General features: G+C 63.8%; 11 protein-coding genes and 2 tRNA genes. 5 read left to right on the top strand and 8 right to left on the bottom strand.

Annotated elements, in window-relative coordinates; all coding sequences use genetic code 11:
• Positions 1–472: MFS transporter (locus tag MOV75_RS12310; protein ID WP_247005819.1), on the bottom strand; the 472-nt coding region annotated here is incomplete at its 3' end.
• A 170-nt stretch (positions 473–642) separates the two neighbouring features.
• Here MOV75_RS12310 and MOV75_RS12305 point away from each other — a divergent pair.
• The gene (locus MOV75_RS12305; protein ID WP_246925434.1) at positions 643–1,893 is read left to right on the top strand and encodes a NupC/NupG family nucleoside CNT transporter; all 1,251 of its coding nucleotides are present in this window, start codon (positions 643–645) and stop codon (positions 1,891–1,893) included.
• A 210-nt stretch (positions 1,894–2,103) separates the two neighbouring features.
• On the opposite strand, the gene MOV75_RS12300 is transcribed toward MOV75_RS12305, so the two are convergent.
• Positions 2,104–2,631, bottom strand: a complete 528-nt coding sequence (locus MOV75_RS12300; RefSeq protein WP_246925432.1) for a cupin domain-containing protein — start codon at positions 2,629–2,631, stop codon at positions 2,104–2,106.
• A gap of 206 nt (positions 2,632–2,837) precedes the next feature.
• Here MOV75_RS12300 and MOV75_RS12295 point away from each other — a divergent pair, with 206 nt between their 5' ends.
• Positions 2,838–4,967 (top strand): tetratricopeptide repeat protein, encoded by a 2,130-nt coding sequence (locus MOV75_RS12295; protein WP_246925430.1) that lies wholly within the window; start codon positions 2,838–2,840, stop codon positions 4,965–4,967.
• A gap of 186 nt (positions 4,968–5,153) precedes the next feature.
• Here MOV75_RS12295 and MOV75_RS12290 read toward each other — a convergent pair whose 3' ends face one another.
• The gene (locus MOV75_RS12290) at positions 5,154–5,441 is read right to left on the bottom strand and encodes an usg protein (protein ID WP_246925428.1); all 288 of its coding nucleotides are present in this window, start codon (positions 5,439–5,441) and stop codon (positions 5,154–5,156) included.
• 376 nt (positions 5,442–5,817) lie between these two features.
• Here MOV75_RS12290 and MOV75_RS12285 point away from each other — a divergent pair, with 376 nt between their 5' ends.
• Together MOV75_RS12285 and groL are read left to right on the top strand one after the other, a co-directional pair.
• Entirely contained in the window at positions 5,818–6,132 is a 315-nt protein-coding gene (locus MOV75_RS12285) for a co-chaperone GroES (protein ID WP_008139213.1), read from the top strand.
• Positions 6,133–6,176: 44 nt separating this feature from the next.
• On the top strand, positions 6,177–7,817 hold the full coding sequence (groL, locus tag MOV75_RS12280) for a chaperonin GroEL (protein ID WP_246925426.1): 1,641 nt from the start codon (positions 6,177–6,179) through the stop codon (positions 7,815–7,817).
• A gap of 144 nt (positions 7,818–7,961) precedes the next feature.
• On the opposite strand, the gene lepB is transcribed toward groL, so the two are convergent.
• The 5 genes from lepB to MOV75_RS12255 form a co-directional block, all read right to left on the bottom strand.
• Positions 7,962–8,708 carry a signal peptidase I gene (gene lepB, locus MOV75_RS12275; RefSeq protein ID WP_246925424.1) on the bottom strand — a complete coding sequence of 249 codons (747 nt, stop codon included), beginning with the start codon at positions 8,706–8,708 and terminating at the stop codon, positions 7,962–7,964.
• 157 nt (positions 8,709–8,865) lie between these two features.
• Entirely contained in the window at positions 8,866–10,017 is a 1,152-nt protein-coding gene (locus tag MOV75_RS12270) for a slipin family protein (protein ID WP_246925420.1), read from the bottom strand.
• 335 nt (positions 10,018–10,352) lie between these two features.
• Positions 10,353–10,416 (bottom strand) — tRNA-His (locus MOV75_RS12265).
• Positions 10,417–10,422: 6 nt separating this feature from the next.
• Positions 10,423–10,492: transfer RNA gene (locus tag MOV75_RS12260), tRNA-OTHER, on the bottom strand.
• Positions 10,493–10,679: 187 nt separating this feature from the next.
• Complete coding sequence (locus MOV75_RS12255) at positions 10,680–11,510, bottom strand: LysR family transcriptional regulator (RefSeq protein ID WP_247005818.1); 831 nt, start codon at positions 11,508–11,510, stop codon at positions 10,680–10,682.
• Between the two features lie 130 nt (positions 11,511–11,640).
• On the opposite strand from MOV75_RS12255, the gene MOV75_RS12250 reads away from it, so the two are divergent.
• Positions 11,641–11,858 (top strand): isochorismatase family protein (locus MOV75_RS12250; RefSeq protein WP_247005817.1); only part of this gene is annotated, 218 nt, incomplete at its 3' end.

Genomic DNA, 11,858 nt, shown 5'->3' with positions numbered 1-11,858 from the left:
CGCCGCTGGAGACGGCGGTAGCGCGCTGGAGCGATCCCTGCGGCGCGATCAACGGCAGCAGCGCCGCCGTGGTCGGGCTCTCGAACGCGCCGGCAATGCCGAGCACGAAGGTCGCGATGAAGATCTGAACTTCGCCGACCGCGCCGAGATAGGTGATGGTTGCGAGATAGAGCGCGGTTGCCGCTTCCACGAGCTGACAGAGCTGGACCACGCGCTTGCGCTCATAACGGTCGGCGGCGTGGCCGGCGACAAACACCAGAAGCGCGGTGGGCAGGAACTGGACCAGGCCGACCATGCCGAGAGCGAAGGCCGAGCCGGTGAGATCGTAGATCTGCCAGCCGATCGCGACCGCCGCGATCTGGCTGGAAAAGCGCGACAGGCTGCGCGAAAGCAGGAAGTACAGGAAGGCGCGGTGGGCGAGGAGCGCGCGGGCGCTGACCGGCGGATGTCCGGATATTGGCTGCTCTGGCATCGCCTCGTTGATCGTCTTTTGGGTCACCCTCGGACCGCTCGCCCCTGATGTCGACGGACCCCGCGTGGCTGAGGTGGGCCCGCTTGTCAACAGCGGGACGCCTTCCGCATCTCCCGGCATTGCCTTTGCAGCACAGGCGCGGCCATAATCATTGAGGGTTTGGGGACATCATGCTGCGCTTGCAATCGGCACTCGGCATTTTCGCATTGCTGTTGATCGCCTTCGCGCTCGCAGAGAACCGGCGTGCCGTGTCGCTGCGACAGGCGGCGATCGGCCTCCTCGCCACTTTCGTCACCGCGATCGTGCTCCTGAAGCTACCGATCGTCGCGCGCGCCTTCGGTGCCATCAACGAGGCAGTCGGTGCGATCTCCGCGGCCTCGCGCGCCGGCTCCGCCTTCGTGTTCGGCTATATCGGCGGCGGCCCCTTGCCCTTCGATTTGAAGGTGCCGGGCGCCGATTTTATCCTGGCGTTCCAGGCGCTACCGATCGTGCTGGTCATGAGCGTGCTGACGACGCTGCTGTTCTACTGGCGCGTGCTGCCGCCTGTTGTCCGCGGCATGGCCTGGCTGCTGGAGCGGACGCTGGGCGTCGGCGGCGCGGTGGGTCTGTCGACCGCAGCCAACATCTTTCTCGGCATGGTCGAGGCACCGCTGTTCGTGCGGCCCTATCTGAAACAGATGACCCGCAGCGAGCTATTCCTGGTGATGACCGGCGGCATGGCGGGCATCGCAGGCACGGTGCTGGTGCTCTATGCGACGTTCCTTGCTCCCCTCATCCCTGATGCCGCCGCGCATTTCGTCATCGCATCCGTGCTGGGCGCGCCGGCCGCGATCCTCGTCAGCCTGATCATGGTCCCTGAAACCTCCGACACGCGCACGGGCGGCACGTTGGAAGACCCCGAGATGGAGGTCTCCGGCACGATGGATGCGATCGTGAAGGGCACCAGCGCGGGGATTGAGCTGCTGATCAACATCGTCGCAATGCTGCTGGTGCTGGTGGCGCTGGTCTATCTCGTCAACGCCGTCCTCGGCCTGTTGCCTCACATCGGCGGCGCCGCGATCTCGTTGCAGCGCCTGCTTGGGCTCGTGATGGCGCCGGTGTGCTGGCTGATGGGACTGCCGTGGGATCAGGCCGTGACCGCCGGCAGCTTGATGGGCACCAAGACGGTACTCAACGAATTGATCGCCTATGTCGACTTCTCGAAGCTGCCGGGCGACGCGCTCGATCCGCGCTCGCGCCTGATCATGCTCTATGCGATGTGCGGCTTCGCCAATTTCGCCAGCCTCGGCATCATGATCGGCGGCCTGGGAGTGATGGCGCCCGAGCGGCGCGAGGAGATCAACGCGCTCGGACTGAAGTCGATCGTGTCGGGGACGCTGACGACGTGTTTGATGGGGGCGGTGGTGGGGGTGTTGGCTTGACAAGAGCCTTCGTAGCCCGGATGAGCGCAGCGATATCCGGGGACTTCTACCTCGTCGCCAGCGGTGTCCCGGATGTCGCTGCGCTCATCCGGGCTACAAGAGAATCGTCATTGCGAGCGAAGCGAAGCAATCCAGAACTGTGTCCGCGGAGATAGTCTGGATTGCTTCGTCGCAAGAGCTCCTCCCAATGACGAGGAGAGAGACAGTGGCCTACGCCTTCAACTCCACTGTTCTGAACTCCGCAGGCAGGATCACCTCCAGCAGCTCGACGTCGTCGGAATAGTCCAGGATCATGTGCTTGATCTTCGGCGGCTGGGTCCAGGCGCTGCCTTCTTTCATCAGCGTCTCGCCCTGCCCGTCCATGTAGGTCTTCACCCAGCCCTTGAGCACGTAGACCATCTGGAATTCGACGTCGTGAAAGTGCAGCTTCGAGACCTCGGCCGGATTGCAGGGGCCTTGCAGGCGGATCACATGCGCTTGCGCGAGACCATGGGACGCTGCGGCAATGCCGAGGTCGCGATACTTGGCGTAGGCGCGCAGGCCGTCGGCCTTGAAGTCTTCCTCGCGGTGATGGCTGATAGCGATGCGTTGTCTGGGGCGCGCGGGCTTTTTCGGGGTCACAATGCGGGCCTTCGCCTTCACCGCTTTGCGCGCCGACGATCGCGCCGCCGCCTTTGCTCCGCTGCGCTTCTTCATTGCAGTCTTCGTTGCGGGTCTTGATGCCTTTTGCTTGGCCATTGTCTGCCTCCCTGATCTCAGTCGCGCCCGCCGGACGGGTACGACCCGAAGGCAGATTATCCAGTCTTGGACGAGGCAGCAATTGCGGGCTGGTCAGTCGAAGATCCAATCGTAGCTTGTCCCAGGCTGTCGTGGCGAGCCGACGTCGTCTCGTATTCGTTCTCACGCTGAATTAATCTCGTCGGGAGATCCTGGGGAATTGATTCATGGGAAGCAGCGTAGGTCAGCGTGCATTTCAAAATGCCCGGCTTCAGAAACGACAGAAAGCCGAAATGCTGCCATTGCTCGGGCATGCACTCCAGTTGCACAAGATGGGGCTTTTGCCGGAGGCTCAGGCCGCCTATCGCCAACTCCTGCAGCTCGCCCCGAACCAATTCATCGCGCTGCATATGCTTGGCGTGTTGGAGGCCGATGCCAAGAACTATCAGCAGGCGGAAATTCTGCTGAGCCGGGCAGTTGCCGTCGATCCGCGGTCGGCCGATGCTCATATGAGCCTCGGCGTCGCGCTCAACGGACTACGGCGTCACGGCGAGGCCTGCGCGAGCTATCGCAAGGCCCTCGCCTTGCGGCCCAACCACGCCGTAACCCTCTCCAATCTCGGCAACGCGACCGTGGCCCTCGAACTTCACCAGGAGGCGCTCCACAGCTACGACAAGGCGCTCGCACTCGACGCAAACCTTGCTGAAGCCCATAACGGCCGGGGTTGGGCGCTCAGCCGTCTGCGCAACTATGACGGGGCGCTCGCAAGCCTCGACCGCGCGCTATCGATCAAGCCTGACTACGCCGCGGCACTGGCGAACCGCGCGGTTGCATTGCGGGAACTTCAGCGATTCGACGAAGCTCTGGCAGATGGCAATCGGGCCATCGCGCTGGCACCCGACGACGCGAACGGGTGGCTCGCGCGGGCCAGTGTCCTGCTCCAGATTCAGCAAATTGCCCAGGCGTCGCACGATTGCGAGCAGGCCCTCGCGATCGCTCCCGATTCCATTCAAGCTCACCTGGTGCTGGGCCTTTGCCTCGCCGGGCTTGGCCGGGTCGACGAAGCCCTCGCCAGCTTCGACAGAGCCCTCGACATCCAGCCTGACCTCCAGAGCGCGATCTCCAACAAGATATTCACGCTCGATTTTGTGGGGGACGCCACCGTCGAACGGCACCAGCAGGCGCGGCAGGTATGGTGGGAGCGTGTCGGCGCGAAGATCGCCTCGGAGGCGGCCGAACCGCATGACAACAGCCGCGATCCGGATCGCCGCCTCGTGCTTGGCTATGTCTCGTCGGACTTCAACGCGCATTCGGCTGCGTTCATTTTCAAGCCGGTGCTGCAACACCATAACCCGGCGCAATTCGAGATCGTTTGCTACTCTTGTTCGTCAAAAGTGGACACGACGACCAGCGAATTTCAAGGGATTGCTGACCGCTGGCGCGACGCCTCGCAATGGACCGACGAGCGTCTCGCCGCCGAGATCCGGGCCGATGGCGTCGACATCCTGATCGATCTGTCCGGCCATACCAGAGGAAACCGGCTCAGCGTGTTTGCGCGCAAGCCAGCGCCGATCCAGGTCCATGGCTGGGGCCACGGCACTGGCACCGGACTGCCGACGATCGACTATCTGTTCTCGGACCCGGTCGCGATTCCTTTCGCGGTCCGGCATCTGTTTGCGGAAACTGTTGTCGACCTGCCGTGCTTTGTGACGCTGACGCCACTGCCGGCCGGGATTGAGCGGGCGCCGACCCCGGCGACCTCGAACGGCTTCGTCACATTCGGCGTCTTCAACCGCATCAGCAAGATTTCGGACGAGGCAGCGGAAGTCTGGTCCAGGATTCTCGAGCGAGTGCCGGGCTCGCGCCTGCTGATCAAGGATGTTGCGCTGGACGACCAGCTGGTCCGCGACAATCTGCTGGCGCGGTTTGCGGCTTGCGGATTGCCGGCCGAACGTATCGATCTGCTCGGAGCCACCTTGCGGGGCGAACATCTGGCATCGTTCAATCGCGTCGATATCTGCCTTGACCCGTTCCCGCAGAATGGCGGCGTCAGCACCTGGGAAGCCTTGCAGATGGGCGTGCCGGTGGTGGCGAAACTCGGCAACAGCCTGCCCAGCCGTGCTGCCGGCTCCATCCTCACCGCGCTTGGCCTGCCGCACTGGGTCACGGATAGCGATGAGGGGTATATCGAAATCGCTGTTTGCCATGCAGCTGAGGTCGGTGAACTCGATCGCTTGCGCCGCGACCTGCCTGGACGGATCGACTCCGCAGCCGCCGGCAACCCTGTCTCATATGCGCGAGCGGTGGACGAGGCCTATCGCGCGATGTGGAAGCGCTATTGCAACGGCGGCGCTTGATTGCGTGTTCGTGGGCGGACAGCGATTCGCGCAGCCGATGCTAATCCATCCTGCGCAGTTCCAACGCAGATATCGTAGGGTGGGCAAAGCGGAGCGTGCCCACCATGCCGGATGCAATCGGGGAGAGATGGTGGGCACGGCTCGCAAGCGCGCGCCTTTGCCCACCCTACGAGACCGGTGTCCGCCTCAATGCAGCCGGAACACGCCATCCACGGCGCGCAGCTCGGCCGGCTTGATCAGCTTTGAGTGCGCGACGGTGACCGAATGAAGGGGGCCGTCGAGCTTCTCCTGCCAGAACGCCAGGAAATCCTTCAGCGCCGGGAATTTCGGAAACATGTCGTAGTTCTGCCAGACGTAGGTCTGTAGCAGCGAGGGATGATCCGGCATCCGATAGAGAATTTGTGCCGTCGTCAGCCCGTAACCCAGCATCTGTTTCCGGAAATCCTCGGAAACGCCCCCACTCGGCAAGCCCATGCCAACCTCCTTTGCAGGAGCGCATTCAAGGGGCGGCTTGGTCGGTGTGCGCCTTACGAGCCACCCGGTACTGATGCGCTCACATGAGAGAAATGTGACGCAAACTGACAATACATCTCAAGCCCAAAAGTTTAACAAGCTGTTGAAATTCAATGCGTTAGCAGCAGATGCGGCACCGTGCTAATACGGGGCGGCCTCGGTTAACGATGGAAAAGAGATTCTGGCAGTCCGCGCTTCCGGGTGCTGATTTTTCTGCTAGAAGCCCTTGCCCCCGCAAAATTCCTGCCCTATTTCAGCTCGCGTGTGCTAGCACTCGCAGGCACTGATTGCTAACAATCTCAAAACCTCAACCCAAGCAATTGCTTAGGAGGACTGCATGAAATTCCGTCCGCTTCACGACCGCGTCGTGGTCAAGCGCATCGACGCAGAAGAGAAGACCGCAGGCGGCATCATCATTCCCGACACTGCCAAGGAAAAGCCCTCTCAGGGTGAAGTCGTCGCCGTCGGCCCCGGTGGCCGCGACGAAGCCGGCAAGCTGATCCCGATCGACCTGAAGGTCGGCGACCGCGTGCTGTTCGGCAAGTGGTCCGGCACCGAGGTCAAGATCGACAACGTCGACCTGCTGATCATGAAGGAAAGCGACATAATGGGCGTCCTCGACGTCCCCGCTTCCAAGAAGAAGGCGGCCTAACAGCCCCTCTCTCCCTCCTGTCAAACACCTAAGGAAAAATCCACATGGCAGCCAAAGAAGTCAAATTCTCGGTTGAAGCGCGCGACAAGATGCTGCGCGGCGTCGACATTCTCGCCAACGCGGTGAAGGTCACGCTCGGTCCGAAGGGCCGCAACGTCGTGCTCGACAAGTCGTTCGGCGCCCCCCGCATCACCAAGGACGGCGTCACCGTCGCCAAGGAGATCGAGCTCGAGGACAAGTTCGAGAACATGGGCGCGCAGATGGTGCGCGAAGTCGCCTCCAAGTCCGCTGACGCGGCCGGCGACGGCACCACCACCGCCACCGTGCTGGCCCAGGCGATCGTGCGCGAAGGCGCCAAGTCGGTTGCCGCCGGCATGAACCCGATGGACCTCAAGCGCGGTATCGACCTCGCGGTCGAAGCCGTCGTTGCGGATCTCGTCAAGAACTCCAAGAAGGTCACCTCGAACGACGAGATCGCCCAGGTCGGCACCATCTCGGCGAACGGCGATGTGGAAATCGGCAAGTTCCTCTCCGACGCCATGAAGAAGGTCGGCAACGAGGGTGTCATCACCGTCGAGGAAGCCAAGTCGCTCGAGACCGAGCTCGACGTCGTCGAGGGCATGCAGTTCGACCGCGGCTACATCTCGCCCTACTTCGTCACCAACGCCGACAAGATGCGCGTTGAAATGGACGACGCCTACATCCTCATCAACGAGAAGAAGCTCTCCTCGCTGAACGAGCTGCTGCCGCTGCTCGAGGCCGTGGTGCAGACCGGCAAGCCGCTGGTCATCGTCGCCGAGGACGTCGAAGGTGAAGCGCTCGCGACCCTGGTCGTGAACCGCCTGCGCGGCGGCCTCAAGGTCGCAGCCGTCAAGGCTCCGGGCTTCGGCGATCGTCGCAAGGCCATGCTGCAGGACATCGCGATCCTGACCGGCGGCCAGGCGATCTCGGAAGATCTCGGCATCAAGCTCGAGAACGTCACGCTCAACATGCTCGGTCGCGCCAAGAAGGTGATGATCGACAAGGAGAACACCACGATCGTCAACGGCGCCGGCAAGAAGGCCGACATCGAGGCGCGCGTGGCCCAGATCAAGGCGCAGATCGAGGAAACCACCTCGGACTACGACCGTGAGAAGCTCCAGGAGCGTCTGGCCAAGCTCGCCGGCGGCGTCGCGGTGATCCGCGTCGGCGGCGCGACCGAGGTCGAGGTGAAGGAGCGCAAGGATCGCGTTGATGACGCGATGCATGCGACCCGCGCGGCTGTGGAAGAAGGCATCGTCCCGGGCGGCGGCGTCGCCCTGCTCCGTGCCTCCGAGCAGCTCAAGGGCCTGCGCACCAAGAACGACGACCAGAAGACCGGCGTCGAGATCGTGCGCAAGGCGCTGTCGGCTCCCGCTCGCCAGATCGCCATCAACGCCGGTGAAGACGGCTCGGTGATCGTCGGCAAGATCCTGGAGAACAAGACCTACGCTTACGGCTTCGACTCCCAGACCGGCGAGTACGTCAATCTCGTCACCAAGGGCATCATCGACCCGACCAAGGTGGTCCGTACCGCGATCCAGAACGCAGCCTCGGTTGCGGCGTTGCTGATCACCACGGAAGCCATGGTCGCCGAGCTGCCCAAGAAGGGTGGCGCCGGTCCGGCAATGCCCCCGGGCGGCGGCATGGGCGGCATGGACTTCTAAGGTCCGGCCATCTCAAGAACTACGAAACCCCGGCAGCGATGCCGGGGTTTTTGTTTTGTGGGCGTTCTATCTCCGCTCGTCATTCCGGGGCGCGCGGATGGAGCGCCGTGCAATCCGGCCGTACACGCCGCCCGGAGCAAAAACTCACCTCACCTTCCCCAGCCGCTCGATGTGCGGCTCGCCGTCTTCGTCGAGCGACCAGAAGATCCGCGTCACCTTGCCGACGAGATTGTCCATCGGCACGAAACCGAACGTCGACATGCGGCTGTCGGTGGAATTGTCGCGGTTGTCGCCGAGTACGAAGAAGTGGCCCGGCGGCACCGTGAAGACGCTGGTATTGTCGAGGAAACCGTTGTCGACGCAATCGTTGGTGACATAGGACGCGCCATTCGGCAGCGTCTCGCGCCAGCGCTTGACCTTGACGCCGCCATCCACACCGCAGGCGTTGTCGGCAAGCCCGTACTCGAGCGCGGCGCGCGTAACCGGACGGTCGTTGAGGATGAGCTGGCCCTGCCGCATCTGGATGCGGTCGCCGGGCAGCCCGACCACGCGCTTGACGTAGTCGACCGAACTGTCCTTCGCCGTCCGGAACACGACGATGTCGCCATATTCCGGCTCGGCGGCAAAGACGCGGCCTGAGATCCAGGGCGGCGCAAAAGGTAGGGAATAGCGGCCGTAGCCATAGGCGTATTTCGCGGCGAAGACGTAGTCGCCGACCATCAGCGTCGGCGCCATCGACCCAGAGGGGATGCTGAACGGCTGGTACAGGACGAAGCGAAACAGGATCAGCGGCGACCACAGCACCGGGACCAGCAGAATCAGGACGAGGATCGCCTTCCATTCCCGCGATTGCGCCCGCGACGGCCGGATCGTTTCCGAAAGTGTGGTCATGCACTCGCCCTGGTCAAGTCTCGTCGCGAGATTACGCAACCTTCGCGCGCGTGCAATCCCGGCTCCGTGATTTTGGTCGCACAGGCACCGTGACGCGTTCACGGCAAAGCGATGACAACGGACATGTGAAGGGCCGCCCATAGGCGGCCCTCCGGTTTCAAGCGCTCTCGGGCGCCTTCAGGCGCACGAGCCGGGTCAGCAGGGCATCGAGGCCCTCGCCGTTGCCGGCATGGAGATCGATGCGGCCGACCTTCTCGACCAGCCGCTCCAGCGACTCCAGCTCCTTGAGCCGCAGCAGCAGGGGGTTCTCCTCCATCAGGCGGGCGGTGTTCAGGAGCGAACGCGTCGCCGCGGTCTCCTCCTGCCGGCGGATCAGGTTCGCCTTCGCGACCCGCTCCGCCTCCACCACCTTGTTCACCAGCTCCCGGATCTCGCCGGGCAGGATCACGTCCTTGACGCCGAGCTCGGTCACCTCCACGCCGGACTCTGCGACGCGTGCCCGCACATAGTCGCGCAGCTCCGCATCCAGCGCCGCCTTCGCAGACAGCACCTCGTCCAGCGTCCGGCCGGCAACCGCCTCGCGGATCGCGAACTGCACCAGGCGGTACAGCCACGCATCCACGTCGGGCACGGTCGCGACCGTCCGCTCGGGATCGACCACCCGGCGGAACGCCGTCAGCGTCACCCGCAGGGCGATGCGATCCTTGGTCAGCATCTCCTGCGCGGTGATCTCGACCGCCTGGGGCCGCAGATCGAGGCGCTTCACCTCGATCTTGCGGCCGACGGTCCAGAAGGCGTGCCGACCGGGCGCGAGCCGCTCGGTGAGCCGGCCCTCGACATACAGCAGGCCCGCCTCGTGGTTCTCGACCACCGTCTCCGACGTCACCATCGAGCGGTTGCGCTCGATCATGGTCAGATGCCGCGCGCCTACACGGGGATCGCTGGACACATCGATGCGCTCGACATCGATGCGGGTCGCGACCTTCCAGTAGACGCGCACCTGCCAGGGCGTCATCAGATGCACGGGCCGGCCGTCGAGGCTGACGATTGCGACCTCGTCCGCCTTGGTCTCGACCGCCTCGAACAGCTCGGCGGCGAGATCAGGCCGCGCGGCCTTCAGCACCGCATAACGATCCGCAGGGAATTCGCTGCGGACCACGTCGAGCACCTCGGCCTTCAGCTCGTGCAGGGGATCGAACAGCCGGTGCTTGCCGGGCGCGAGCACGCGCACGAGCTGCCCGTTGCGCGTGAGCAGCGCACGCTCGCCATCCTTCACCGTCACGTTCAACATCAGCAACTGCCAGCTCATGGCTCGCCTCCATCGTTTGCGCCCGGCCGGATGCCGGACGACATGTTTCGTTTGCAAAGGACGTGAGGACGCGGACGACGCTTCCTGAAAAAGCGGCGGGCCGAGGCTTGAGCTTGCATGACGACGGGCGCACGCGCGCGTTCGCTCGACGCGTGTCGAGCGATCATGCGGAGCCACCCGGCGTCAGCGCAAGCGGTATCTACCCGCGGCGCAGAGCCGGTCTCACAGTGTCGTTGTTCAGTCGGAAGCCTTTTGGGCAAAACGACCGGACGGCGACTGAAGCGCGCGTCCGGTCCTCGTCAGAGGAATCAGCTTTTCAGGCTGAATCGGAGCGCTGGAGCGGGATTCGAACCCGCGTCACGATGATTCACAGTCATCTGCTCTACCACTGAGCTATCCCTTGGTTGGTACAAGAGCCCGGAATCGAACCGATGCCTTCGGGTCACCCCGACGCTCTCCATGAGCTACATCCTGCATCTTCATTCGGCGGAACACGAAACCGGAGACCGGCCCGCGCCAGTCGGGATCTCAGAGAGCCCGAACCCATGGCCTAGCGAAGGAGCGGGCTAATAAACGAAGGACCTTCGGGTTGCAAGAGGGTGCTCGAAGATTTTTTGTCGCGCATCGCGCACTGTGACGCGATGATCACACGCGACGCGGCGTCAAGGACGCGGCGTGAAGCAGGCCCGCACCCAGTCGATCGTCACGCGTGTTGCGGCGTCGCGCTTGAGATGATTTTGCACGAGCAGCCAGACGTCGCGCCGCTTCGGCAGCAGCGTGGCGCGCAGGCCGCGGTCGGCGAGCAAGCCTTCGCAGCTGTGCTCGGGCAGCACGCCGACGGCCTGATGCGACTGGATCATGGTCTTGATGATACGGACATTGTCGGTGATGCAGCGGACGTTCTTCAGACGCTTCGCCCGCAGGAACTGTGCTTCGGGAATGGTGTCGAGCTCGTCCGGATAGACGCAGGCGACCGGGTCACCGGAGCGATCTGCGGGCTCGAAGAAATACAGCCTGACATCGCCGAGCTTGGAGATGGTGAAGTCGCCCCTCTCCGGCTTGCGCAGGCGAATGGCGAGGTCGGCCTGCCAGCGCGAGAATTTGACGTTGCCGCTGGAGGTGAGGAATTGCAGGGTCAGGCCGGGATGATCGCGCAGGAACGCGCTCGCGCGCGGCGCCAGCAATTCTTCGGCAACCGCATTGGTCGAGGCGATGCGGAGGCGGCCGACCGGCCCGGGCTGGCTCTCCTTGATGCGGTCGATCGCCGCGACATGGGCGGCCATCGCGCCGACATGCTCGAGCACTGCCTCGCAATGGCGTGTCGGCCGCCGCAGCCCGTCCACCGCATCGAACAGTGGTACGCCGAGATCGCGCTGGATCCGCGCCAGCCTGCGGCCGACGGTGGTCTCGTCGATGCGCAGCCGCGCGCTGGCACCGGCATAGGTACCTTCGTCCCTCACCGCGGCAATGATGCGCAGATCGTCCCAGTTCATCCAGGTGAGCCTAGCAGGCGACGCCGCATCCTGCAAATCTGCAGCCATATGCTGCAATAGTCCTGCACATTAGCAGGCCCATGCTGCGCTAGTATCGCGCCATCCGATATCCCTGGAAGGCCTGACCAACATGACCGCTCCCAAGACCCTGCTCGAACTCGCCGGCGCCGATCTCAACCCGCCAAAGCTCAATGAAGCCTGCCTCGTGCTGATCGACATCCAGAACGAATATTGCGCCGGCCCGCTGGCCCTGCCCGATGCGCAGTCCGCGATCACTGTGGCGGCGCGTCTGTTGGCGCGGGCACGGGAGAGTGGCGCTGTGATCATCCATGTCGCGCACAAAGGCCG

The sequence above is a fragment of the Bradyrhizobium sp. PRIMUS42 genome (assembly GCF_023006515.1).
Classification (GTDB): Bacteria; Pseudomonadota; Alphaproteobacteria; order Rhizobiales; family Xanthobacteraceae; genus Bradyrhizobium.
The sequence above is the reverse complement of the archived record's forward strand: the minus strand, read 5'-3'. Positions and strand labels throughout refer to the sequence as shown.

Excerpts from the sequence above, each read along its gene's own strand:
- MOV75_RS12270 (WP_246925420.1), bottom strand. The coding sequence starts at position 10,017 with ATGAGCTGGCAGTTGCTGATGTTGAACGTGACGGTGAAGGATGGCGAG.
- MOV75_RS12300 (WP_246925432.1), bottom strand. The coding sequence starts at position 2,631 with ATGGCCAAGCAAAAGGCATCAAGACCCGCAACGAAGACTGCAATGAAG.
- MOV75_RS12285 (WP_008139213.1), top strand. The coding sequence starts at position 5,818 with ATGAAATTCCGTCCGCTTCACGACCGCGTCGTGGTCAAGCGCATCGAC.
- MOV75_RS12290 (WP_246925428.1), bottom strand. The coding sequence starts at position 5,441 with ATGGGCTTGCCGAGTGGGGGCGTTTCCGAGGATTTCCGGAAACAGATG.
- MOV75_RS12295 (WP_246925430.1), top strand. The coding sequence starts at position 2,838 with ATGGGAAGCAGCGTAGGTCAGCGTGCATTTCAAAATGCCCGGCTTCAG.
- MOV75_RS12305 (WP_246925434.1), top strand. The coding sequence starts at position 643 with ATGCTGCGCTTGCAATCGGCACTCGGCATTTTCGCATTGCTGTTGATC.
- MOV75_RS12255 (WP_247005818.1), bottom strand. The coding sequence starts at position 11,510 with ATGAACTGGGACGATCTGCGCATCATTGCCGCGGTGAGGGACGAAGGT.
- groL (WP_246925426.1), top strand. The coding sequence starts at position 6,177 with ATGGCAGCCAAAGAAGTCAAATTCTCGGTTGAAGCGCGCGACAAGATG.
- lepB (WP_246925424.1), bottom strand. The coding sequence starts at position 8,708 with ATGACCACACTTTCGGAAACGATCCGGCCGTCGCGGGCGCAATCGCGG.